The sequence below is a fragment of the Nocardiopsis sp. NPDC058789 genome (genome assembly GCF_042745575.1).
GTDB classification, from domain to species: domain Bacteria; phylum Actinomycetota; class Actinomycetes; order Streptosporangiales; family Streptosporangiaceae; genus Nocardiopsis; species Nocardiopsis eucommiae.
The window spans coordinates 18,014-42,140 of sequence record NZ_JBHYOW010000006.1 but is presented as its reverse complement, the minus strand read 5'-3'; the positions used below and the strand labels follow the sequence as shown (position 1 = coordinate 42,140).

21 protein-coding genes are annotated in these 24,127 nt (G+C 69.5%); 14 read left to right on the top strand and 7 right to left on the bottom strand.

The window, feature by feature from the left end:
• Positions 1-60 precede the first annotated feature (60 nt).
• Positions 61-3,930: a HAMP domain-containing protein gene (locus ACFW3L_RS09815; RefSeq protein ID WP_378738391.1), complete on the top strand. Its 3,870-nt coding sequence runs from the start codon at positions 61-63 to the stop codon at positions 3,928-3,930.
• Positions 3,931-3,936: 6 nt separating this feature from the next.
• Positions 3,937-4,575: a two-component system response regulator gene (locus ACFW3L_RS09810; protein ID WP_378738389.1), complete on the top strand. Its 639-nt coding sequence runs from the start codon at positions 3,937-3,939 to the stop codon at positions 4,573-4,575.
• A 390-nt stretch (positions 4,576-4,965) separates the two neighbouring features.
• On the opposite strand, the gene ACFW3L_RS09805 is transcribed toward ACFW3L_RS09810, so the two are convergent.
• On the bottom strand, positions 4,966-6,120 hold the full coding sequence (locus ACFW3L_RS09805; RefSeq protein WP_378738387.1) for a GAF domain-containing protein: 1,155 nt from the start codon (positions 6,118-6,120) through the stop codon (positions 4,966-4,968).
• Between the two features lie 132 nt (positions 6,121-6,252).
• On the opposite strand from ACFW3L_RS09805, the gene ACFW3L_RS09800 reads away from it, so the two are divergent.
• Positions 6,253-7,023 carry an ANTAR domain-containing response regulator gene (locus tag ACFW3L_RS09800; protein WP_378738385.1) on the top strand — a complete coding sequence of 257 codons (771 nt, stop codon included), beginning with the start codon at positions 6,253-6,255 and terminating at the stop codon, positions 7,021-7,023.
• Between the two features lie 161 nt (positions 7,024-7,184).
• Complete coding sequence (locus tag ACFW3L_RS09795) at positions 7,185-7,532, top strand: STAS domain-containing protein (protein WP_378738382.1); 348 nt, start codon at positions 7,185-7,187, stop codon at positions 7,530-7,532.
• Here ACFW3L_RS09795 and ACFW3L_RS09790 read toward each other — a convergent pair.
• Both ACFW3L_RS09790 and ACFW3L_RS09785 read right to left on the bottom strand, forming a co-directional pair.
• Complete coding sequence (locus ACFW3L_RS09790; protein ID WP_378738380.1) at positions 7,522-8,499, bottom strand: anti-sigma factor RsbA family regulatory protein; 978 nt, start codon at positions 8,497-8,499, stop codon at positions 7,522-7,524. The two genes, ACFW3L_RS09795 and ACFW3L_RS09790, sit on opposite strands and share 11 nt — an antisense overlap.
• Positions 8,500-8,516: 17 nt before the next feature.
• Complete coding sequence (locus ACFW3L_RS09785; protein ID WP_378738378.1) at positions 8,517-9,791, bottom strand: glycosyltransferase; 1,275 nt, start codon at positions 9,789-9,791, stop codon at positions 8,517-8,519.
• Positions 9,792-10,640: 849 nt separating this feature from the next.
• Between ACFW3L_RS09785 and ACFW3L_RS09780 the strand changes: the two genes are divergently transcribed.
• Positions 10,641-11,402 (top strand): PP2C family serine/threonine-protein phosphatase, encoded by a 762-nt coding sequence (locus ACFW3L_RS09780; RefSeq protein ID WP_017590331.1) that lies wholly within the window; start codon positions 10,641-10,643, stop codon positions 11,400-11,402.
• Positions 11,403-11,463: 61 nt separating this feature from the next.
• Here ACFW3L_RS09780 and ACFW3L_RS09775 read toward each other — a convergent pair whose 3' ends face one another.
• The 3 genes from ACFW3L_RS09775 to ACFW3L_RS09765 all read right to left on the bottom strand — a co-directional run bounded on the left by ACFW3L_RS09775 (position 11,464) and on the right by ACFW3L_RS09765 (position 13,168).
• Positions 11,464-12,081: a copper resistance protein CopC gene (locus ACFW3L_RS09775; protein ID WP_378738375.1), complete on the bottom strand. Its 618-nt coding sequence runs from the start codon at positions 12,079-12,081 to the stop codon at positions 11,464-11,466.
• Between the two features lie 111 nt (positions 12,082-12,192).
• Positions 12,193-12,762 (bottom strand): copper resistance protein, encoded by a 570-nt coding sequence (locus ACFW3L_RS09770; protein WP_378738373.1) that lies wholly within the window; start codon positions 12,760-12,762, stop codon positions 12,193-12,195.
• 142 nt (positions 12,763-12,904) lie between these two features.
• The gene (locus tag ACFW3L_RS09765) at positions 12,905-13,168 is read right to left on the bottom strand and encodes a WhiB family transcriptional regulator (RefSeq protein WP_378738371.1); all 264 of its coding nucleotides are present in this window, start codon (positions 13,166-13,168) and stop codon (positions 12,905-12,907) included.
• Between the two features lie 791 nt (positions 13,169-13,959).
• Between ACFW3L_RS09765 and ectA the strand changes: the two genes are divergently transcribed.
• From ectA to ehuA, 7 genes are all read left to right on the top strand, one after another.
• Positions 13,960-14,463 carry a diaminobutyrate acetyltransferase gene (gene ectA, locus ACFW3L_RS09760; protein ID WP_378739049.1) on the top strand — a complete coding sequence of 168 codons (504 nt, stop codon included), beginning with the start codon at positions 13,960-13,962 and terminating at the stop codon, positions 14,461-14,463.
• Between the two features lie 91 nt (positions 14,464-14,554).
• The gene (ectB, locus tag ACFW3L_RS09755; RefSeq protein ID WP_378738369.1) at positions 14,555-15,823 is read left to right on the top strand and encodes a diaminobutyrate--2-oxoglutarate transaminase; all 1,269 of its coding nucleotides are present in this window, start codon (positions 14,555-14,557) and stop codon (positions 15,821-15,823) included.
• Between the two features lie 143 nt (positions 15,824-15,966).
• A complete protein-coding gene (locus ACFW3L_RS09750; protein WP_026129663.1) occupies positions 15,967-16,368 on the top strand; it encodes an ectoine synthase in 402 nt (133 codons plus the stop codon).
• A gap of 457 nt (positions 16,369-16,825) precedes the next feature.
• On the top strand, positions 16,826-17,695 hold the full coding sequence (gene ehuB, locus ACFW3L_RS09745; protein WP_378739047.1) for an ectoine/hydroxyectoine ABC transporter substrate-binding protein EhuB: 870 nt from the start codon (positions 16,826-16,828) through the stop codon (positions 17,693-17,695).
• 6 nt (positions 17,696-17,701) lie between these two features.
• On the top strand, positions 17,702-18,430 hold the full coding sequence (gene ehuC / locus ACFW3L_RS09740; RefSeq protein WP_378738366.1) for an ectoine/hydroxyectoine ABC transporter permease subunit EhuC: 729 nt from the start codon (positions 17,702-17,704) through the stop codon (positions 18,428-18,430).
• Positions 18,431-18,438: 8 nt separating this feature from the next.
• Positions 18,439-19,092, top strand: coding sequence for an ectoine/hydroxyectoine ABC transporter permease subunit EhuD (gene ehuD / locus ACFW3L_RS09735; RefSeq protein ID WP_378739045.1), 654 nt, complete (start codon positions 18,439-18,441; stop codon positions 19,090-19,092).
• Positions 19,079-19,915, top strand: a complete 837-nt coding sequence (gene ehuA / locus ACFW3L_RS09730) for an ectoine/hydroxyectoine ABC transporter ATP-binding protein EhuA (RefSeq protein ID WP_378738364.1) — start codon at positions 19,079-19,081, stop codon at positions 19,913-19,915. Before ehuD ends, ehuA begins: the two co-directional genes overlap by 14 nt.
• 82 nt (positions 19,916-19,997) lie before the next feature.
• Here ehuA and ACFW3L_RS09725 read toward each other — a convergent pair whose 3' ends face one another.
• On the bottom strand, positions 19,998-20,696 hold the full coding sequence (locus tag ACFW3L_RS09725; protein WP_378738362.1) for a class I SAM-dependent methyltransferase: 699 nt from the start codon (positions 20,694-20,696) through the stop codon (positions 19,998-20,000).
• A 139-nt stretch (positions 20,697-20,835) separates the two neighbouring features.
• Here ACFW3L_RS09725 and ACFW3L_RS09720 point away from each other — a divergent pair, with 139 nt between their 5' ends.
• Both ACFW3L_RS09720 and ACFW3L_RS09715 read left to right on the top strand, forming a co-directional pair.
• On the top strand, positions 20,836-21,774 hold the full coding sequence (locus ACFW3L_RS09720; RefSeq protein ID WP_378738359.1) for a CPBP family intramembrane glutamic endopeptidase: 939 nt from the start codon (positions 20,836-20,838) through the stop codon (positions 21,772-21,774).
• Positions 21,775-21,969: 195 nt separating this feature from the next.
• Positions 21,970-24,069: an RNA degradosome polyphosphate kinase gene (locus ACFW3L_RS09715; protein ID WP_378738357.1), complete on the top strand. Its 2,100-nt coding sequence runs from the start codon at positions 21,970-21,972 to the stop codon at positions 24,067-24,069.
• Positions 24,070-24,127: the final 58 nt, after the last annotated feature.

Genomic DNA, 24,127 nt, shown 5'->3' with positions numbered 1-24,127 from the left:
TTCACCGTGGGCCGTGCGCGTTCGGTGGCCGAGAAGACGTGCGGGATTGAGGAGGGGTTCATGCCCGAGGCGGTCACGGAACTGGCCGACGACCAGCTCGACGAGATCCTGAGTGCCCTGTACCGGATGCGTGACGGCGACTTCAGTGTCCGGCTCAGGTCGCGCGGCAGCGGCAAACTCCGCGAGATCACCTCGGTGTTCAACGAGGTGATCGACCACAGCGAACAGCTCAGCACCGAACTCCAGCGGGTCGGTGACGTCGTGCGCGACGAGGGCCGTCTCAACGAGCGGGTCAACGTCCACCCGGCGCGGGGCGCGTGGGGCAACAGCGCCCGGGCCCTCAACATCCTCCTCGACGAGGTCGCGGAACCCGTCACCGACGTCGCCCGGGTCCTGGACTCGGTGGCCGAGGGCGAACTGAACCGCAGGGCCTCCACCGAGGGCCGCCGGGGCGAACTCAAGGGCGACCTCCTGCGCCTGGCCAACACCGTGAACCGGATGGCCGACCAGATGAGCGGCTTCACCGAGGAGGTCACCCGGGTCGCCCGCGAGGTCGGCACCGAGGGCAAGCTGGGCGGCAGCGCCAACGTCAAGGGCGTGTCGGGCATCTGGAAGGACCTGACCGACAACGTCAACTCGATGGCCAACAGCCTCACCTACCAGGTCCGCAACATCTCCCAGGTCACGACGGCGGTCGCCAAGGGTGACCTCAGCAAGAAGATCACGGTCGACGCTCAAGGCGAGATGCTCGACATGAAGGACACCATCAACAAGATGGTGGACCAGTTGTCGACGTTCGCGGACGAGGTCACCAGGGTCGCCCGCGAAGTGGGTACCGAGGGCAAGCTGGCCGGTCAGGCCCACGTGCGCGACGTGTCCGGGGTCTGGAAGGACCTCACGGACAACGTGAACTCCATGGCCAACAACCTGACCTACCAGGTGCGGCAGATCTCCATGGTCACGCGGGCGGTCGCCGCCGGAGACCTGACCAAGAAGGTCACCGTCAACGCCAAGGGCGAGATGCTGGAGCTGAAGGACACCATCAACGTGATGGTGGACCAGCTCTCCGCCTTCGCGGACGAGGTGACCCGGGTGGCCCGCGAGGTGGGCACCGAGGGCAAGCTGGGCGGTCGCGCCAGCGTCAAGGGCGTCTCCGGCATCTGGAACGACCTCACCGAGAACGTGAACTCGATGTCGCACAACCTCACCACGCAGGTGCGCAACATCTCCGAGGTCACGACCGCCGTCGCCGCCGGTGACCTCACCAAGAAGATCGACGTCAACGCCCAGGGGGAGATCCTCGAGGTCAAGACGACGGTGAACACCATGGTCGACCAGCTGTCGGCCTTCGCCACCGAGGTCACCCGCGTGGCGCACGAGGTGGGCAGCCAGGGTCAGCTGGGCGGCCAGGCCAAGGTCGAGGGCGTGACCGGTACCTGGAAGCAGCTGACCGACAGCGTGAACGGGCTGGCGGGCAACCTCACCACGCAGGTCCGCGCGATCGCGGAGGTCGCCAACGCCGTCGCCAAGGGCGACCTGACCCGCAACATCCAGGTCGACACGCGCGGCGAGATGGAACAGCTCAAGGACAACATCAACCTGATGGTGTCCAACCTGCGCGAGACCACCGCCGACCAGGCCGACGCCGACTGGCTCAAGTCCAACCTGGCCCGCATCTCCGGTCACATCCAGGGCCACCGCGACCTCAACGAGCTCGCCCGCCTGATCATGACCGAGGTGACGCCGCTCATCCACGCCCAGCACGGTGCCTGCTACCTGCCCGAGGACCAGGACAACGAGGGTGTCTTCCGCCTCTACGCCGGGTTCGGCTTCGACCCGCCCGAGGGGCGACAGCGCATCCGCAAGGGCGTGGGGCTGGCCGGAGAGGCCCTGTCCCAGCAGGTCGAGCAGCAGGTGTCGAACATCCCGCCCGGCTACGTGACGGTCGAGTCCGCACTGGGCGGGGCGCAGCCGCGCAACCTGTACATCCTCCCCATCGTCACCGAGGGGCGCTCGCTCGGCGTCATCGAGTTCGCGTCCTACGACGAGTTCCGGGAGATCCACAAGAACTTCCTGCGCCAGCTGGTGGCCCTGCTGGGCACCACCATCAACACCATCCTGGCCAACAACCGCACCGAGCACCTGCTCGAACAGTCCCAGCAGCTCACCAGCCAGCTGCGCGAACGCTCCAACGAGCTCCAGCGCCAGCAGGAGGAGCTGCGCGGCAAGAACGCGGAGCTGCGGCAGAAGGCCACCCAGCTGGCCAACCAGAACCGCGCGATCGAACTCCAGAACCAGCAGATCCAGCGCTCCCGGAACGCGCTGGAGGAGCGCGCCCACCAGCTCCAGGTCTCGTCCAAGTACAAGTCCGAGTTCCTGGCCAACATGTCGCACGAGCTGCGTACGCCGCTGAACAGCCTGCTGATCCTGGCCCGCCTGCTCGCGGACAACGCCGAGCAGAACCTGTCCGCGAAGCAGGTGGAGTTCGCGCAGACCATCCACAAGGCCGGCAGCGACCTGCTGCTGCTCATCGACGAGATCCTGGACCTGTCCAAGGTGGAGGCGGGCCGCGCCGAGGTGCAGCCCAGCGAGGTCTCCATCGCCCAGCTCGTCGACTACGTGGAGGCCACCTTCCGGCCGGTCACCGGGGAGCAGGGGCTGGCGTTCGCGGTGGACGTCTCACCGGACATCCCGGAGACGCTGTGGACCGACGAGCAGCGGCTCCAGCAGATCCTGCGCAACCTGCTCTCCAACGCGGTCAAGTTCACCCCGCAGGGCGAGGTGCGGCTGCTGATCGAGCCCGCGTGGGCGCTGGAGGACGCCGACCTCGACATGTTCGTGGAGAACGAGGAGGTCATCGCGTTCACCGTGGCCGACACCGGGATCGGGATCGCGGAGGACAAGCTCCAGGTGATCTTCGAGGCCTTCCACCAGGGTGACGGCGGCACCTCACGACGCTTCGGCGGCACGGGCCTGGGCCTGTCCATCAGCCGGAACTTCGCCCGCCTGCTCGGTGGCGAGATCCGGGTCCAGAGCGTCTCCAACCAGGGGTCGACCTTCACCCTGCTGCTCCCGGTCCGCCTGCCCGACGACGCCGGGGAGAACGCGGACGAGCTCACCGCCCTGGAGCCCGTGCCCGCGATCGAGCCGAGCCGGATCGAGTACGACTCCCTGCCGGACCTGTCCGACGACGACCTCAACCTTCCGGACGAGGACTTCGACGCCGTCGTGGCGGCCCTGACCGACTCGGGCGAGACGACCGAACCGCTGCCCATGGTGCAGGTGCTCAAGGCGCCCGAACCGGCCGAGACCGAGTCGGCCGAGAACGCCCAGGAGACCGTGGAGGCCCGCACGGACCCCGAACGTCGGGCGGTGCTCGCGGGCCAGCGGGTGCTGATCGTCGACGACGACGTGCGCAACGTGTTCGCCCTGACCAGCGCTCTCGAAGCCCAGGGGCTGGAGGTCCTCTACGCTGACAACGGGCACACCGGCATCGAGAAGCTGGAGGCCAACGAGGACATCTCCCTCGTCCTGATGGACGTGATGATGCCCGAGCTGGACGGCAACCAGACCACCCAGCGCATCCGGGAGATGCCGCAGTTCGAGGACCTGCCCATCATCTCCCTCACGGCCAAGGCCATGCAGGGTGACCGGGAGCGCAGCCTCGCGGCGGGAGCCACGGACTACGTGACCAAGCCGGTGGACCTGGACCACCTCCTGGACGTCATGCGTCGGTGGCTCACGGCGGGCCCGGAGGAGACCAGGGCCGGTGCCGCGGGCGACGATCTCAGGGCCGGTGGGACGGCCGGGTCGCCGTCCGGGCACAATGGCGCCACGGGCCCCGACGACCACAGTGACACCAGGGATAACCACGACGCGAGCGGGGACACCGACAGCACCGGTACCGCCCCGACCGAAGACTCGGAGTAGCCAGCAGTGACTCAGAAGGCCAACATCCTTCTCGTCGACGACCGCGACGAGAACCTCATCGCGTTGGAGGCGGCCCTCACGTCCCTCGACCAGAACCTGGTCCGGGCCAACTCCGGTGAGGAGGCGCTGAAGCACCTTCTGGGCACCGACTTCGCGGTCATCCTGCTCGACGTGATCATGCCGGGCATGGACGGGTACGAGACCGCCGCGCACATCAAGCAGCGCGAGAAGACCAAGGACGTGCCGATCATCTTCCTGACCGCCCAGGAAGTCGATCGGCACCAGGTCTTCCGCGGCTACTCGTCACGCGCGGTGGACTTCCTGATCAAACCGTTCGACCCGTGGGTGCTGCGCTCCAAGGTCGAGGTGTTCGTGGAGCTGCACCAGCTCAAGGCACAGATGCGCGAACAGGCCAGGTCGCTCCAGCGGGTCCTCAACCAGGAGACCGGCGAACCCGGCCGGGTCCTGGCCGAACAGCTCGCCCAGCGCTCCCGCCAGGTCCAGACCGACCTCGCCGCCCTGCGCGAGCACATCGTCGACAACTACCAGGAGGTCGACCAGCCGCTCGTGGACGCCGTCCGCAGGGTCGACCGGTCGGCCTCACGGCTGTCCACCCTGGTGGACACACTGCACGGGCCGGAGTAGAAGCACTTCTTTGCATCTCCGCTTCGCTTCGATGCGTGTTCGGGCGCCTAAGAAGCCAGGGATTCTTCATCCTCGTCTGTGCCTGGCTCGTTCCTCGCTGGCGGCTTGACTCGTCTTGCAGAACCCTGGCGGCGCCCGAACGGGCACCCCCCCTGTGGTGGAGGAGTGCGGGCGGGACTCACGCCCACCCACAGTCGGGAGTCCCGCTCAGGGCCCGAGGCCACAAGGGGGGTGTTTTGGTTCGGGCGCCGGCAGGGTTCTGGAGGTGCCGGAGGTGGGATTGCGAGGGACGAGCCATCACACCGTAGGTGCCGAAGGTTCCTGCCTTTCGGGGCGCCCGGACACGCATCGAAGCGAAGCGGAGATGCACAACAAGCACAGCCAACACCTCTAGCGGGCCGGGAGAGCCAGCCCGATGTGCTCGCCGATCTCCTCGATGAGTCCGAGGTCGGCGAGGCGGAAGCTGCCCCGGTTGCTGCGTCGGATCAGGGTGAGGGCTCCGCGTACGCCACGGCTGCCCCTCAGGGGGACGGACAGCAGCGAACCCGCGCCCAGGGCCGACAGGAGGGGCGCGCCGCTCCCCGAGTGGCCCAGGACCGTCTCGTCCTCGATCAGGGGGAAGAGCAGGGACTGGCCCCGGCCCAGCACCTCGCCGGGGATGTCGGAGTCGCCGGGGGTGAGCCCCGCGACCTCCTCGCGCTGCCCCTCGGGGGCGTCGGCGGGGCCGACCACGGCCGCGCGGCGGGCCGCCCGTGGACCCTCGGGCAGGTCGCAGACGTCGATGATCACCCAGTCGGCGTACGAGTCGGCCAGGAGGTCGGCGGCGTCCGTCAGGGCCAGGTCCCGGGTCGGGGTGGTGCCGCGCAGCAGCAGCCGGGTCATCCGGGTGAGCACGTCCAGCCGCCGCGCGGCCAGAACGACCACCTGGTCCTCGACCTCGGACTCCAGGGGGGCGGGGCCCTCCTCCTCGGTCCCGCTCATGGGCGGTGACATCGCCACCAGCACCAGCGGCTGCGCCTCGGTGGGCAGCTCCAGGCGGGTGAGAGTCAGGTGCACGTCCTCCGCCCAGCCGCGTTGGGCCAGCCTCGACTCCAGGTGCGCCGGACCGTCCCCGCGCAGGACGGCGGCCAGCCAGGACTGCATGGCGGCCCGCTTGCGCAGGTCCACGAAGTGCGTGAAGGGCTTGCCGGTGAGGTAGCCGGGGGCACTGCCCAGCTGGGTGGCCCCGGCCCCGTTGATCCTGCGGACGTAGCCGTCGTGGTCGAGCAGCACCACGGGCACGCTGAGCTCGTTGAACACCGCGCGCAGCAGGGCGCGGTCGCCCTCGTCGGCAGGTCTGCGTGGCTCGGGGGGTTCGCTGTGCGACCGGGCCAGTTCCGACCCGGCGGACTCCAGCAGGCGTTCGGCGTACTCCAGCTCGGCCAGGGCGGCCTCGGCGGTGCCCCGGGCGTCGTCGGGGTACATGGCGTGCGTACTGCGCAGGGCGCTGATGCGCTCACTCAGAGCGGCGATCTCCCGTTGCAGTCTGGCGAGTTTCTCCGGCACGCACGATCTCCCGGTCATCGTCGAGGACGTCCCGCCGGCGACGGGCCCGAACACCCGGCCGGTCCGGTCGAGGGTCCCCCGAAGGTTACCTTTGGAGAGGGGAGCCGGGAATCGTCGGAGGAGGTTCGGACTGTGTGGATCGAACACCTCGCCCGTGACATCGGTGCGTTGGGGCAGGAGGAGCACACCACCCTCGAACGCGCCCTGGACCAGATGAGCCGGGCCGCCTCCCTCGGGGTGCCCGGCTGCTCGGCCGCGCTCGTGGTGGTCTGGCGCGAGGTGGTGGGCCGGGACGGCTCCATCCGGCACGTGGTCACCGACTACGGCGCCTCGCACTCCGACCTCGCGGAGGCCCTGGAACACCAGTACACGACCGACCAGGGCCCCACCGTGGAGGCGGTCCGGGAGATGACCCAGGTCCGCGTCGCGGATGTGCTGCGGGAACACCGCTGGCCCCGGTACACGAGCATGGCGGTCCAGTGCGGCGACCGCTCCTCCGTCACCCAGCCCAGCAAGCTGTCCGGGGACGACGGTGACGAGGACCGCATCCTCACGTTCGGCGTGCACTCCGGGCGCGCCGACGCCTTCGACGAGGAGGTTGTCTCCCAGCTCACCGCCCTGCTGGCCGAGCACGCGGCGATGGCCCTGAACACGGCCGACCGCCGGGCCGACGCCGCCCGCGAGTCCGCCCACATGCGCCGCGCGATGTCCGCGCGCACCGTGATCGACCAGGCGAAGGGCATCATCATGCACGCCCGGGGCTGTGACGCCGACACCGCCTTCGCGGCACTGCGGCAGGTCGCGCAGCGTAACCGGAAGAAGGTCGTGGACGTGGCCCGGGACCTCGTCGCGGAGAACACCGGACCGCAGAGGTCGCGCCGTCCGAGGCCAGACGGGCGCTGAGGCGGCGGGTTCGCCTACGTGTCGAGGTCACTCCGAGTCCCGAGCGTGACAGTGAGCCGTCATGATGAGGGTTCGGGGCCGTCGCGGTACGCGGTGGCGGTCGGTCCGCCCGGGGTGCGTCGAGCTCCCACGGTGCACGCGAACGACAAGGAGAACCGAGCGTGACGTCAGACATCTCGATCCGCCGCGAGGATGGCGTCGTCGTCGTGACACCCGTGGGGGAGATGGACGCGGTCACCTCGCCCGCGCTCGCGGAGGCTCTGGACGAGGTGCTGTCCGCACCCCTGCCCGTCGGTGTGGTGGTGGACCTGGCCAAGGTGGGCTTCTGCGACTCCCGCTGCATCGGGGTGCTGGTCTCGGCCTTCCGTCAGGCCCGTGACCTCGGGCTCGGACTCGTCGTCACCGAACCGCAGCAGCAGGTGAACCGCCTGTTCGTGATAGCCGGTATCGACCAGGTCATCCCGATCGACGCGAGCACGGACAACGCCGTGGACACGCTCAAGGGCTGACCCCGGCACTCCGGCCGCACCCCGTGCGGCCCGAGTCCGCGCGCGTCGGATCGACGAAGTGGAGCCGGGTCAGCGACCCCTCGCCGCTGCCGCAGATCTCCAGGAAGTCGCAGGTCTGCCGGGTGATCCACAGCCCGTAGCCGCGCGACCTGAGCGTGTCGGCCGGGCGGTATCCGGCGAGCGGATCGCTGAGGTCGCCGTGTTCGTCGAACACGTCGCACACCCACCGGTCCGGCGCCCGCCACAGGTGGACGCTGCCCTTGCCCGCGCCGTGTTCGAGCACGTTCGCCGCGAGCTCGTTCACCGCCACGACCATGCTGTCCACGCGGCTCGGAGGCAGACCGACCGCGCTCGCGAGCGACGCGATCTCCTCGCGCAGCCGGGGGAGCGACTGCCCGATCTCCAGGCGGTGCACCGGTCCCCGCACGGAGAGCGGTTCCGGCGCGAGCGGCCGCTGGCCGAAGGCCTCCGTTCCGCGGTACGCGGGGTTGGGTCGCGGGCCCGCCTCGCCCACGAGCGTCGGGTGCGTCGCCCGTATCGCGGCCCGCACCCCCGGCCCCAGGGAGCGCTCGTCGTGCACGCACAGCATCCGCATGCGCATCGGCGCCAACGCGGTGCTCAACACTGACTCCAGACGGTGCCACTCGCGCAGCTCCATCGTGGGTCCGTGGACGAGCGGCGCCAGTGGCGGCTCGGCCACGACGCTCACCTCTCCCGGGCCGTGGAGGAGGGCCAAGCGGTGCAGGGCGGCCAGAGTGCGCCCAGGGGCCTCGTAGAGGTCGTCCCTCCCGATGACCTCCACCCTGCCTCGCTCGTGCCGGTCGAGCCCGTTCAGGAGCGGGGTCGGGTCGGCGACGGAGAGCACGACGTGGGCGTCGGCGCGGACGGCGGATCGCAGCCGCTCCGACGCCACGTCGTGGAACCGTCTCTCATGGCGGAAGAGGAGTCCCTGGTGTTCGAAGGTCATCGGTGTGGGCGGACCGTTCAGTTGGGGGAACCGGACAGGAGGAGGTCCGCCTCATCCTCCTCGATCTCGTCGCGCGCGGCCAGCTGTGGACGGGAACGTTCGTAGGCGAGCTCCGTCTCGATGGCGATCCGCTGCCACGTGAACCGGGAACGGGCGCGGTCTACCGCGGCGATCCCGTAGGCGGTGCTCATGGTGGGCGTGTTCAGCACGGCGCGTACCGAGCGGGCGACCTCGTCGGGACGGCCGAAGCGCATCAGGACCCCGCTGGTGCGGTGCAGGACCGCCCCGGGGACCGCGCCGGTGGCGGTGGCCACCACGGGCAGTCCGCAGGCCATGGCCTCCAGGACCGCGCCGCCGTAGGGGTCGTAGGACGCGGCCGACACGAACACGTCGGCCGAGCGCAGCAGGCGCGGGAGCTCCTTGCGCTCCAGCGGACCGGTCAGGTGCACGCGGTCGTCCACGCCGAGCTCCTTGGCGAGCAGCTCGATCCCGCGGGCGTTCTCGTCCAGGGCGACCTCCTGGTCCTCGGCCGTGGAGACGAGCGCCAACTCGGCCTCGGGCAGGCGGACCATCGACTCGACCAGACGCCTGGCGCCCCCCGCCTCGGTCAGGGAGGTCACGGAGACCAGTCGGGCACGCTCCTCGCGGCGGGAGTGCCACGGCTCGGCGGAGGCGCTGCCCTCCACGCTGAAGTGGTCGGGGTCCACGCCGAACGGCACGACGCTCACGTGGTGGCGGGGCACGCGCAGGCGGGCCAGCTCCCCCTGCTGGTCGGTGGAGTTGACCAGCACGTGGTCGGCGCGCGCGGCGAGGATCGTCTCCATGCGGGCGCGGTCCGGCCGGTCGGGCAGGCCGGAGCGCTGCTCGCTGGCGTTGAGCGAGTGGAAGGTCTGGACGATCGGGGTCCCGCTCTGGTCCTTCTCGCTGTGCGCCTGGGCGTGCAGTGCGGCCAGACCGCTGGTCCAGCCGATGGCGTGCAGGACGTCGGGGACGTCCTCGTCGAGCACGGCGGCGAGCGCGGTGCCGAAGGCGCCGGTGTGCTCGGCGTGCTCGTCCTCCGAGAGCGGACGGGCGGGCCCCGCGTCGAGGTAGGCGACCGAGACGCCGCGCGCCATGCGGGTGCGGCCGTCGGGCTGGTCGGGGTCACTGCGGCGGACGTAGACGGTCACCCGGTGCCCGCGCTTGGCGAGCTGGCGGGACAGGGCACACAGGTGCAGGCTCGCGGGGCAGGCCGGTTCGCCCCGGTGAGCGGGGAGGGGATTGGCGTGTTCGGCGACCATGGCGATCTTCACTGGGCTTTGGACTCCTTGGACACCGCCGTGGTGTCCGTCGTGGATGGGCCCGGTGGGACTCCGGAGCGGGGAGTCGGAATCCTCCCGGGCGGGGCTTGCGCGGTGGGTCCGTCGCCGGCGGCCGCGGTGGCGCCGGTGCCGCCCGGGTACGGGGCGGCGGGACCGGGGGATCGTGGCGGACGGTTCAGCGGAGGACGCGTCCGGGATCGGGGCCCGGTGGAGGGGGATGGCGGGCGGCACGGAGCGCCGCGCGTACGCGGCGCGCACGGACGGTGGAGACCGGAGAGGAGAAGAGAGGAAGGGAAGTACGCATGAGACCACACCAAACGACCGTCGAAAGGGAGTTCGAGCCACCGGGGCACCTGAGGAGGTCAGGGCACCGCCCGGGGCGGTCGTGTGTGTCTGCGTCTTAGACACCCAACGGCTCCATTCTGCCAGACCCTCACGGAACCGACAACGTGGCGCCGATCGCCTTCGGGACGGCACGGGGTGCCCGGCGCGGGTCGGGGAGCCGTGGGACCGGACCCGTACGGGGCCTCTGGTCTGCGGGTTGGCCGAACCTGGCGGTGGGCCCTGTCGGGAGGTCCCCGGCACCGCTACTGTCAGACCCGAACCGAACGACGGCACCACACACGTCCCAGGATCAACCGCCACAACACTTTTGGCGGCGAAAACCGGTGCGGGAACTGCATATCCGGGTGTTTTCCGCCATGATGTACGCGGATTTTGACCGACTCCGGCGGTGGCTCGGTACGGTTACAGAATCCAGACGATGTACGGGACTCGACCAAGGCCCGGCGCCAGACGCCGGGCAACCGGCCACGGCCGATGAAACGGGAGGAAGGGCGTATGGGTGTCGCTGGTGGGGAAGTCATTGTCACGGCCCTCACGCACCGGGGCGCTATCCGCCCCGCCAACGAGGACTCCGTGGTCATGGGTGCTCTCACCGTCGCCAGCGCGAACATGACCTCCCCGGTCCGCTGCGTGCTGCCGGTGAGTGAACCGGTCATCCTCGCGGTCGCGGACGGGATCGGCGGCCAGGCCGCCGGAGAGATCGCCTCCGAGCACGCGGTGCACCGCATGGCCGAGATGGGGCCGCGCCTCAACGGCCCGGAGGAGATCGCCCAGCTCCTCACCAACATCGACGAGGAGATCAAGGACCACGCGCTTCAGCACACCGAGTTCTCCGGCATGGGGACCACGGTCGCCGGCGTCCTGCTCAACAGCGACGGCAACTTCTGGTTCAACGTGGGTGACTCCCGCACCTACCGTCTGGAGGGCCGCCACCTGCGCCAGCTCTCCGAGGACGACTCCCCGGCCCTCCCTCCCTCTGAGGACGGCCGCCCCGTCACCACCAACTTCATCACCCAGTCCCTGGGCGGCAGCTCCGGCGGGTCGATGGTCCCCCATGTGGGACGGGACGACGCCGCCGACCCCAGCGCCTGGCTCATGTGCAGCGACGGTCTGTCGGACCTGGTGCTGCCGGAGGAGATGGAGCGGATGATCGCGGAGGCGGGCAGCGACGAGGCCGCCGTGCACGCCCTGTGGCAGGCCGCCATGGAGGCCGGTGGCAAGGACAACATCAGCATCCTCCTGGCCAGGAGACGGTGACGGTCCGTTGACCGCCGGAGGGGCCCGCACGCCGAAGCGTGCGGGCCCCTCCGGCGTTCCGCTACTTCTGGGAGCCCTCACCGGAGCCGGGGCGGTTGCGCGAGCGCACGACCACGAGCACGACCGCGCCGATGGCCGCGACGGCCACGACCACGCCGGCCAGGACCATCAGCGGGGAGGTCCCGCCCTCCTCGGCCGCGGTCTCCTCCGTGGCGGGGGTCTCGTCGGCGGCCTCCTCGGGGGCCTCCTCCTCGGCGGCGGCCGGCTCCTCCTCGGTCTCCTCCGGGGCGGCGGCCGCGACGGCCTCCTCGGACAGCGAGAAGCTCAGGGTGTCCTGGATGGGGTGGCCGTCCGAGGAGACCACCCGGAACGAGAGGCCGTACTCGCCCGCCTCGGTGGGTGTCGCGAGGGCGACGGACACGTCGGTGCCGTCGAAGGTCAGCTCGCCTTCCTGGATCTCCGTGCCCTCGGGGCTGGTCACGACGATCGCGCTGCCGCTGCCACCCGCCATCGGGGCGTTGTTGAAGGTCAGCGTGACCTCCTCGGGGGCGGCGTCGAGGGCGGCGCCGTCCTCCGGGTCGGAGGCGATCAGCACGTCGTGGGCGAAGGCGGGGGCGGGAGCCAGCAGCAGCGCGGCGGCGAAGGGGGCGACCAGGGCCGCGGTACGGATTCTTCTCATGATCTTCTCTCAGACCGTTCGGGTGCGGTTCGCGCCCGGCGGGCACGGGTCGGGGACCGGTGCTCGTCCGGGATCTTCGGTGGGACCGCCTCGACCGCCGGAACCGGGGGGTTACGGGAGGGCCGGGCGGAACGCGGGCGAACCGGGAGGCCCGCGGGGGCCGTGCGTCGACGGCTCTGGGGGAGAGGGCGTCGGGGACGGGGGCGCGACGGGCGCGGCCCCGGACTCCACGGACGCCAGGTCGGGCAGGCGCGGCGGCCGCGGGAGGGCCCGGGCGACGGCGGTCACGAGGGACCAGAGCGCGGACTCGCCGTGGGCCAGCAGCGCGGAGGCGAGCAGGGCCGCCCACAGGTGGGCGAACAGCATGCCCGGCGCGAGGCCGAGGAAGGCGGATCCGTGCCCGGCGTGGTCGATCGGGACGACCCCGGGGCCGGACAGCTGGAGGATCAGGTGCAGGGCGACCTGTGCGAGGGCCATCACGGCGAAGATGTCGCCGAAGCCCCGCATGATCCGGGTGAACCGCCACAGGAGGCCGTACAGGAAGGCCGTGGCCAGGAGGAACCCCCAGGCTCCGGCGGGGTTGTCGGCCCCGATGTTGTGGCCCATCCAGGCAAGACCGGTGCACGCGCCGGCGAGGAGTGCCGTGCGCGTGAGTCGGAGCGTGCCGTGAGCGGGTCGCACGATAGTGAACCTAGGCCGTGCCACAGGGGCCCGCAAGACCTCCGGACGTGAGAACGCGCTCGAACGTCTCGGAGTGGGGCCCTCGGTGACGGCGACGAGCCGCCGGACGCGAACCCTCGCGTCCGGCGGCTCCGCCTTCCACCTAGCTCGCCGGAACCAGCTCGCGGCGCATGTAGCGACGCTGCTCGGGGGTGGTGCCACCCCAGACTCCGTGAGCCTCTCCGGCGCGCAGGGCCCACCGCAGACATTCCGGGCGAACAGTACAGCTGCGGCAGACGGCCAGGGCGCGCTCCGTGTCGGTGCGGCCGATCCCGGTGCTGCTCACCGGGAAGAAGATCTCGGGGTCGTACGAACGGCAGTTCCCCTGCTCGACCCAGTCCTCGCTGTCGTGGTACAGGCGGTTCACGGACGCCTCCGATCCCTGGTCAGTGGTTCCCGCCGTGTTCCTACGGCGGGGGCGACGAAGTTCGAGTCCGCACTGCCGTCCCGGGGGTGCCGGACCCGCGTGGGCTGCGGCTCAGCGGTGCGACTAATTGTAGTACTACATCAGGTCGTACTACACAGAGTCTGATGGAAAGTCGGGGATTCATCAAGGTCGTCCGACGGTGGCGCCGGTCTCCGTGCGTCCGATCGCGCCGGGGGCGCGGGGCCGTTTCGGCCCGACCCCGACGGTGGATTGTTCGGCGCGCGGGCCGAGGAAATTCCTGCGTACAGCTGGTTCCAGCGGGCGGCCCGCGTAACGTGTGACGTGCGGGGCGGCTCACTCAGGGCGATATGTCGCGAGCTTTCCACCGAATTGATGTGACTTAACGCACGCTTAATATTCCCCGTGGAGGCTCTATGTTTGACCCTGACGGTTGCCGACCGCCCGCCCGCGAGTCACCTCCCACCTCGCGCGACGCAGGTCCGCCCCAGGGGCCGAAGCCCCTGATAGACAGGGCGTGGACGGGGAGGACGGCCGCTACCCAGCGTCATCTGGGAACCCCGTCCCATGCGGAATCAAGCTGCTAAATAAACAAGCCCTACCCATTGGTAATCCTCCCAAACATCTGGGCGGAATCTCGCTGAAACTCCTTTGACCTTCTTTCGCTAAGTTCGATCGACGTGCCACATCAACGAACGAACCTCCAAGCACGCGACCGAATCGAAGGTGGGGCTGTGAGCTCCGAGACCACGGAGGCCGCGGGCCGTGAGGTCGTGCGCCTCGCGCACCCCTCCCCGGAGGACGGGCCGCACATGTGGCGGTTGGCCGGCGACACGGGGATGGACGTCAACTCCCCGTACGCCTACACGCTCTGGTGCCGGGACTTCGCCACGACCAGCGTCGTGGCCCGGGACGCCGACGGCCGGATGGCGGCCTACGTCACCGGCTACGTCCGTCCCGACAGCCCGGACACGTACTTCCTCTGGCAGGTGGCCGTCGGCTCCGAGTACCGGGGTCAGCGACTGGCCCGCCGGATGCTCGACTTCATCGGCGAGCGCCTCGTCGACCAGGGCCTGCGCTACCTCGAAGCGACCGTCACCCCCGACAACGAGGCCTCCCGGGCCCTCTTCTCCTCGTTCGCGCGGAGCCTGGGCGCCGAGGCCGTGTGGAGCCCGCTCTTCGGCGCGGAGCACTTCCCCAAGGACGGAGAAGGACCCCACGACCCCGAGGACCTCGTGCGCATCGGTCCCATCGGCGCGCACTCCGACACCGACTGACCGTCCGCTCCGGATCGAACGCGATCCCCACCCGCCCCTCGTCTCAGCCCTGAGCCCACGAAGTTGGGGAAAGGAACCAAGGAACATCACGATGGAGACCTTCCAGCGCCTCGAGTCCGAAGTCCGCGGATACTGCCGGAACTGGCCTGTCGTCTTCGACAAGGCGGTCGGCAGCCACGTCCACGACGAGTCCGGCCGCCCGTACCTGGACTTCTTCGCCGGGGCCGGATCGCTCAACTACGGGCACAACAACCCCGAGCTGAAGTCCTCGCTCATCGAGTACCTGACCGACGACAGGATCGTCCACAGCCTCGACGCGTACAGCGTGGCCAAACGCGAGTTCCTGAAGACCTTCGACGACGTCATCCTCACGCCCCGGAACCTGGACTACAAGGTCCAGTTCCCCGGCCCGGCGGGGAACAACGCGGTCGAGGCCGCGCTCAAGCTGGCTCGTAAGTACACCGGCCGCCAGACCATCATCAACTTCACCAACGGCTTCCACGGCATGACCCTGGGCGCCCTGGCCGTCACCGGCAACTCCATGAAACGCGGCGGCGCCGGTGTGCCGCTCGACCACGTGGCCACCATGCCGTTCGACAACTACCTCGACGGGAAGACCCCGGACTTCCTGTGGCTGCGCTCCCTCCTTGAGGACAGCGGCAGCGGTCTGGACGCCCCGGCGGCCGTGATCGTCGAGGCGGTCCAGGGCGAGGGCGGCATCAACGTCGCCAGCGCCGAGTGGCTGCGCGGCCTCTCGGAGCTCTGCGAGGAGTACGGGATCCTGATGATCCTGGACGACATCCAGATGGGCTGCGGCCGCACCGGCAAGTTCTTCAGCTTCGAAGAGGCCGGCATCACCCCGGACATCGTCACCCTGTCCAAGTCCATCAGCGGCTACGGCCTGCCGATGGCGCTCACGCTGTTCAAGCGCGAGCTGGACGTCTGGGAGCCGGGCGAGCACAACGGCACCTTCCGCGGGTTCAACCCGGCCATGGTCACCGGCACCGAGGCGCTGCGCCGCTTCTGGTCCGACGACACCTTCGCCCAGGCCACCCTGGCCAAGGGCGAGCTTGTCGAGGCGCGCCTCGCGGAGATGGCCGCCGAGCACGCCGACTTCGGCGCCCACGTGCGCGGTCGCGGCCTGGCTCGCGGTCTGGCCTTCGACGCCGAGGGCGGCATCGCCAAGAAGGTCGCCGCCGGGTGCTTCGACCGCGGCCTGCTCCTGGAGACCTCCGGCCCCGAGGACGAGGTCGCCAAGCTCCTCCCGCCGCTCACCACGACGGAGGAGGAGCTCACCGCCGGTCTGGACATCATGGCCGACGCCGTCCGCGCGGCGGTCAAGGTTCCCCAGACCGCCTAGCGACACGCCGGGGCCGTTTCGGACCGGCGTGCCCACCGAATCGGGCGCGGGGCCGGCCAGTACCTCTACCCGGGGTGCCGGTCGGCCCCGTACCGTGTACCACCAGCGCATACAGCGCGCATCAGAGCGTGAAGGAGACACAAGTGATCGTTCGCAGTATGGACGAGGTCAACGACACCGACGCTGACATCAAGACCGAGAACTGGCGCAGCCGTCGGATCGTCCTGGCCAAGGAGAAGGTCGGCTTCTCCTTCCACGAGACCGTCCTGTACGCGGGCACCGAGTCGACGTTCTGGTACGCCAACCACATCGAGCTCGTGCACTGCATCGAGGGCGAGGCCGAGCTGACCAACGAGGAGACCGGGGAGAAGCACATCATCACCCCGGGCACCCTCTACCTGCTCAACGGCCACGAGAAGCACACGGTCCGCCCGAAGACCGACTTCCGCGTGCTCTGCGTCTTCAACCCCCCGGTCACCGGCCGTGAGGTCCACGACGAGAACGGCGTGTACCCGCTGGTCGTCGAGGAGGACGTCAACGCCTAGTCCGCAGGCGCGAAAAGCCCGCAGGGAGCGGGGTCCGGAGTTCCGGGCCCCGCTTTCACGTTCCCAGGGGTAGGAACCACTCGGTAACGGGCATAAGAACCCATAGTCACGAACCACAGGTGGCCAGCTCGGAGGAGGAGTGTCGTCGGGTCACCCGACGAACAGAGACTCATAACCAGTGCATAACGGACTATTCGTCTTCAGTTACTGCACCTCGGGCTCGGGGAGGGAGACCCCGTACCAGCGCCGTCGTCCCGAGCACCCGGGCAACGGTCACGACCGCGGCCATCGCGCCGCGGATGCGCCCACACGAGGCGCCCAAGCATTCCGAACGCGTGAGGCCTCGCCCCGTCCTTCGGGCGAAGGCTCCGCACCCGCGAGTTTTCGAGGAGCAGTCGTGAAGAATCAGGTACCAGCGCGTCGGCGGGGAACCTGGGGACGTCGAGACGCCTTCCGCCTGGCCGGAGCAGGTGCGGCGGTCGCGGGCCTCGCGGCGTGCAGTCGGGTCGACTCCGGGAGCGGCGGCCAGAACGCGGAGGGCCAGAGCACCCTGGAGCGCCTGCGCGAGCAGGGGTTCGTGGCGGTCGCCCTGGCCAACGAGGTGCCCTTCGGCTTCGTCGACTCCAGCGGCAACCCGGCGGGACAGTCGCCCGCGGTGGCCAAGGCGGTCTTCGAGGAGCTGGGCGTCCCCGAGATCCAGGCGTCGGCCACCTCCTGGGACGGTCTGATCCCCGGACTCCAGGCCAACCGCTACGACGTCATCGCGGCCGGTGTGTTCATCACACCCGAACGCTGCCAGGAGGTCGCGTTCAGCGAGCCCACCGCGACGTCTCCCGAAGCGTTCCTGGTGGCGAAGGACAACCCGGAGAAGATCCAGCACTTCGAGGACTTCGTCAAGAACCCGGACCTCAAGCTGGCCGTGCTCAACGGGTCGGTCGAGCAGACCTACGCCGAGTACTTCGAGGTCCCCTCGGGGCAGCTCGAACTCATCCCCGACCAGACCCGCGGCTTCGAGCTGCTGGAGAGCGGCCGCGTGGACGCGGTGTCCATGCTCGCCGTGTCCCACTCCTACCTGCTCATCGAGCGGAACATGGAGGACCAGTACACCGTGTCCGACCCCTTCTACCCGGTGATGGACGGGAACGAGGAGAAGGGCTGGGGCGGGCTGTGCGTCCGTCCCGAGGACGAGGAGCTCCTCTCGGAGATCAACCGCGTCGTCGCCGAGTTCACTGAGAGCGGTCGCCTGCTCGAACTCGGAGAGGAGTGGGGGTTCACCGAGGACGACCTGCCCGACGGGACCACCACCGCCGCGCTCTGTGAGGGCTGATTCCGCGTGGAGTTCCTGATCGCACAGTGGCCGCGTTTCCTCGACGGAACGCTGCTCACGATCCAGCTCACGCTCGGCGGCATCGTCCTGGCCTTTGTGCTGGCGATGACGTTCGGCGTCATGGGCACGATGCGGCACTGGCTGCCGCGTGCCGTCGCCACGGTGTACGTGGAGGTGTTCCGCGGCATCGCGGCGCTGGTCGTCATGTACTGGCTGATCTACGCCCTGCCCCTGCTGAGCGGTTTCCAGCTGGAGGACATGTTCGCCGCGATCCTCGCGCTGGGCCTCAACCTCGGCGCCTACGGGGCCGAGGTGGTGCGCTCCTCGATCAACGCGGTGCCCCGGGCACAGGTCGAGGCGACCGTCGCCCTGAACATGTCCTGGGCGCAGCGCATGCGCCTGGTGGTCCTGCCGCAGGCGTGGGCGCAGATGCTCCCCACGTTCGGCAACCTGGTCGTGGAGCTCATGAAGGCCACCGCCGTGGTCTACCTGGTCTCCATGCACGACCTCTCGTGGATCGCCGACGACCTGCGCCGCCTCTCGGGTGAGACCATCCCGGTCTTCCTGGTGGCCTTCGCGCTCTACTACCTGATCGCCCAGGTCCTCATCTTCGGTGTGCGGCTCCTCGAACGGCGGGCCAACCGCAGGCTGGGCCGCGTCCCGCCGTCCGGCGGAGGGATCCTCGGGCTCCTGCGACCCCCGACAGTCGGTACGAAGGTGGGGGTGGCCAAGTGAACGGCCTCATGGAGTTCGTGAACGGCCTGTGGGACTTCCAGTACACCGGCCAGGTCCTGCCCGACCTGTTCAGCGGCCTGCTGGTCACCATCCAGGCGACGGTGATCGGCTACGCCATCGCCCTGACCCTGGGCCTGCTCATCGCGGTGGTCCGGCGGGTGCCGGTCTTCGGCACCCTCGTGCACTTCCTGATGGAGTTCATCCGGACGACGCCGCTGGTCATCCAGTTGGTGTTCGTCTTCGCACTGTCCCCCGCCAACATCTCGGTGTTCACGATCGGCGTCGTCGTCATCGGCGTCCACTACGCGGCCTACACCGCGGAGGTGTACCGCTCGGGCATCGAGGGCGTGGCCAAGGGCCAGTGGGAGGCGTCCCGGGCGCTGAGCCTGCCGACCTCGCGGACCTGGACGGCGATCGTGCTGCCCCAGGCCATCCGCAGGGTCATCCCGGCGCTGGGCAACTACCTCATCGCGATGTTCAAGGACACGCCCCTGCTCTTCGCGATCGGAGTCGTCGAGCTGCTGGCCGTGGCCCAGCAGGTCGGCAGCAAGGACTTCCGCTACGTGGAGACGTTCACCATGGTCGGGTTCCTCTTCCTCCTGGTGAGCATCCCGTCCGCGATTGTGATTCGACGACTGGAGAAGCGATATGTCGCCGTCTGATACCCCTGAGAACACGACGGCGCCGGGTGTCGGAGACAGCGCCGCCGACGGACCGCTGATCGTCTTCGACCAGGTGGTGAAGCGCTTCGGCGACCTCACCGTCCTCGACCACCTCGACTTCGACGTGGCCGCCGGGGAGCGCGTCACCCTGATCGGGCCGAGCGGCTCGGGCAAGACCACCATCCTGCGCCTGCTCATGACGCTGGAGAAGGTCACCGAGGGGCGCATCGACATCGGCGGGGAGCCGTTCAGCCACATGCCCAAGGGCAGCGGCCTGGCCCCGGCCAGCGAGAGCTACCTGCGGCAGCGCCGCAAGAGCATCGGCATGGTGTTCCAGCAGTTCAACCTGTTCCCCAACATGACGGTGCGCAAGAACGTCATGGAGGCGCCGGTCCACGTCCTCGGCCTGTCCAAGGACGAGGCCAGCGCCCGGGCGGAGGAACTGCTGGACCTGGTGGGCCTGGGCGACAAGGTCGACGCCCACCCGACCCAGCTGTCCGGCGGCCAGCAGCAGCGCGTGGCGATCGCCCGCGCCCTGGCGATGCGTCCGGAGATCCTCCTGCTGGACGAGGTCACCTCCGCCCTGGACCCGGAGCTGGTGGCCGGTGTGCTGGACGTGCTGCGCGAGGTGGCCGAGACCACCGACATCACGATGCTGTGCGTCACCCACGAGATGGGCTTCGCGCGGGACGTGTCCCACCGGGTCCTCATGTTCGACCAGGGCCGGATCGCCGAGGCGGGGCACCCGGACCAGATCTTCGGGGACCCCCAGGAGGAACGGACCAAGACCTTCCTCAAGTCGGTCCTGGAGAACGGACACTAGGAAGGGCCCCGAGAGCGGGGCGGGCCGCGCCCGCCCCGCTCCGACGTCCCTCTCGCCCGACCCGGGCGCCCGACCGGGTCGCCTACTCGGCCACCAGGACGAAGAAGAGGAACCCGAGGAACCGGGTGTGCCCGTGGCGGAACTCGGGCCGCAGGTGGTCGGGGGTGTCCTCCGCGACGGCCGGTTCGTCGATGTCCGCGACGCGGAACCCGGACCGGGTGAAGTCCCTGACCATGGAGTACAGCGGGCGGTGCCAGACGTTCAGGACGGCCCTGCTCTCCCGGAACTCGACCTCCGCGAGCCAGGGGGCGACCGTGAAGTAGTCGGTGCCCGGCCGCAGGAGCACGTGGGCCGTGGGGTGGTCCACGGAGACGAGGAGACGTCCCCCCGGTCGCAGGACCCGGCGCAGCTCCCGAAGCGGCCCCTCCCACTCCCTGAGGTAGTGCAACGACAGGGACGCGACCACGTCGTCGAACGCGCCGTCGGAGTACGGGAGCGGCCGCGCGAGGTCGTGCACGCGCAGGTCGGCGTCGTCCCCGAGGCGCTTCCTGGCCAGCCCGACCATCTCCGCGCTGACGTCGAACCCGGTCACCACGGCGCCCCGGTCGCGGAGTTCCAGGGAGAGGGGGCCGGAGCCGCAGCCCGCGTCCAGGACGCGGCGGCCGCCGACGTCACCCGCGAGGTCCAGCATGGCGGGGCGTTCGTAGTGGGCGTTCATGAGGTTGGAGTCGTTCTCGGCCGAGTACGCCTCGGCGAAGGCGTCGTAGTCGGCGTGGGTCACGGGGGGTTCCCTTCCTGGTTCACCGCGCGTGTCGGGACGGCGGTGACAACGGGGTAACGACATACCGTAGTCATTAAGTCGCTTTTAGTTTTCCCTGGTGCAGAATGTGTGTTCTGAGACAGGGGGGACACTTGTGACCATGGTGCGAAGATGGGGGCTCGCCTGGGCCGTCGCCCTCGCCGTAGTCCTGATCGTCGGGCCGACGCTCGTCCGCCCGGCGATGCGGGACGACGTCGGTGGGTCGTCCGTGCTGTTCCTGATCTCCTGGATGCCGATGGTGATCGGCATGGTCATCGCCTGGGGGCTGGTCCGGGCGTTCGGGCGGCGGGACGAGCTCGACCGGCGGATCGCCGCAGCCATGGACGGGCACCCCGTCTACCGCGAACTGGGCTGGATGGCCCTCCTCCTCGTCGGTCTGGTCCTGTCGATGGTCATGCTGTCGTGGATCTTCACCGTCTACGGGGAGCAGACCGGCGTCTCCCCGGACCTCGCGATGTCCGTCGCGCTGGTCTCGCGACTGCTGTTCCTGTTCGCCGTCCCGCTGCTCATCCTGGACCGCTCGGGGCTGACCGTCGACGGCAAGGGTACGGCCATGCCCTCGATCGCCCTGAAGGTGAGCGAACCCTGGCGCTGGCTCGGTCTGGTGCCCGTGGTCGTCTCCGTGCTGCTGATCGGGTTCCTGATCACGCCGCACATCGGGCTGCCCCCGCCCTCGCTCACCCTGTACGCCATGCTGGTCGCCTTCACCGTCATCGCCCTCTGCGAGGAGATCTTCTTCCGGGGAATGATGCAGAGCCGTCTGGAACTGATCCTGGGTCGCTGGGGCGGCATCGTGCTGACCTCGGTGGTGTTCGCGATGACCTACGCGTTCATCCAGCCCTACGACGCCGTCTCCCAGCTGCCCGGGATCGACTTCGTGCACGACACCGGCATGGCCCTGCTCACCTACGGCGCCGCGGGGCTGTTCTACGGCTACCTGTGGGCCTGCTTCCGTAACACCTGGCTCAACATCCTCATGCGCGTCTCGATGTTCCTGCTCATTCTGCCGCCCGACCTCCAGATCGGCATCAACCAGTAGCAGCACCGCTCCGCCAGCCCACGTCCCACCAGGTCAGGTGGGGCGTGTGGTCGCGTCATGAGGGAAATCTTGCCCGGTGTCCAGGGACACGGGCCGCGATGTGGGTACAGATGCTCCATAGCAGTCGCGTTGCGGTCATTCTCCCCTCACGGGGCGGTCACCGTGTGGTCATGAAAAAGGGGGAGTCTGCCCACTGTGAGCACGGAATCAGCGCCAACGCCAGCGGGGCCCGCCGCCGACCTTCCCGCCGACAGGTTCATGGACCGGGAGGAGGGGTGGCTCCGCTTCAACCAGCGGGTCCTCGAACTCGCGGAGGACGAGGACATCCCGCTGCTCGAACGGACGCGGTTCCTCGCGATCTTCTCCAGCAACCTCGACGAGTTCTTCATGGTGCGCGTGGCCGGGCTCAAACGACGGCTGGCCACCGGCTTGTCCGTCGCCTCGCCCAGCGGACACCACCCCAGGGACCTGCTGGAGCGCATCTCCCTGTTCACGCACGACCAGATCCTGCGTCTGACCGCCTGCTTCGAGGACAGCGTCGCCCCCGCCCTGGCCCGGGAGGGCATCAGCATCGTCCGGTGGAGCGAACTGGACGACCGCGAACGCGAGTACCTGCACGGCTACTTCCGCCGCTCCATCTACCCCCTGGTGACACCCTTCGCGGTCGACTCCGCGCACCCCTTCCCCTACATCTCGGGCCGCTCGCTCAACCTCGCCGTCACGGTGCGCGACACCAGCGACGACCGGCACATGTTCGCCCGCGTCAAGGTGCCCAGCGCCCTGCCCCGCTTCATCGAGCTCACCACCCACGGCGGCGGCCGCTTCCTCCCGGTCGAGGACATCATCGCCGCGCACCTGCCCCAGCTCTTCGAGGGCATGCGGGTGGTCGAGCACCACGCCTTCCGGGTCACCCGCAACGCCGACCTGGAGGTCGACGAGGACGAGACCGACGACCTCGTCCAGTCCCTGGAGAACGAACTCCTGCGTCGACGCTTCGGTCCCCTCGTGCGCCTGGAGGTCGAAGAGACCATCAGCGACGAGGTGCTGTCGATCCTCAGCCAGCAGCTCGGCGCCGAGGCCGAGGAGGTCTACCGGGTCCCCGGCCCGCTCAACCTCGCCGGACTCGCGCAGATCGCGGACACCGACCGCCCCGACCTGCGCTACCCGCCCATGGTCCCGGTCGAACCGCGTGCCCTCACCTCCGGCGACCTCTTCGCGACCATCCGCGAACGCGAGGTCCTGGTCCACCACCCCTACGAGTCCTTCGCCACCACCACCGAACGGTTCCTCGCCCTGGCCTCCACCGACCCCCAGGTCGTGGCCATCAAGCAGACCCTCTACCGCACCAGCGGCGACTCACCCATCGTCGAGTCGCTCATCGAGGCGGCCCGGGAGGGCAAGGAGGTCGTGGTGCTGGTCGAGGTCAAGGCCCGCTTCGACGAACAGAACAACATCCAGTGGGCCCGCAAACTGGAGGAGGCGGGCTGCCACGTCGTCTACGGGGTCGTGGGGCTCAAGACCCACTGCAAGCTGTCCATGGTCATCCGCCAGGACGACGACGGCCTGCTCCGCCGCTACTGCCACGTCGGCACCGGCAACTACAACCCGAGCACCGCCCGGATCTACGAGGACTTCGGCCTGTTCAGCGCCGCCGCGGAGGTGGGCGAGGACGTCAGTGACCTCTTCAACAGCCTCACCGGGTTCTCCCGCAAGAAGCACTACCGCAGGCTGCTCGTGGCCCCCGCCGCCCTGCGCCAGGGACTGCTCCGGCAGATCGAGACCGAGGTGGCGAACAGTCTCAAGGGCGAGCCCGCCCACATCCGGATCAAGGTGAACTCCCTCGTCGACGAGGAGATCATCGACGCCCTGTACCGCGCCTCGCAGGCCGGGGTGGACGTCGACCTGTGGGTGCGCGGCAGCTGCGTCCTGCGCGCCGGGGTGCCGGGCCTGTCCGAGAACATCCGGGTGCGCAGCATCCTGGGCCGCTTCCTCGAACACTCCAGGGTGTTCGTCTTCGCCAACGGCTGGCGCCCCCAGGTGTGGATCGGCAGCGCCGACCTCATGCCCCGCAACCTCGACCGGCGCGTGGAGGCGCTGGTCCGGATCGCGGACCCGGAGCAGTGCCGCCGACTGGTGGGCATCATGGACCTGGCGATGTCCGACAGCACCTCCTCGTGGCGGCTCGAACCCGACGGCTCGTGGAAACGGGTCACCCACGACGAGGAGGGCCAACCGCTGGTCGACCTCCAGGACACCCTGCGAGGCGACCGGCACCTGAGAGTGGTGGACGGGTGAACACCCACGAGTACGGGGCCGGTCACGGGGGCCCCGAGGCGGTACCCCCGCGCACGAA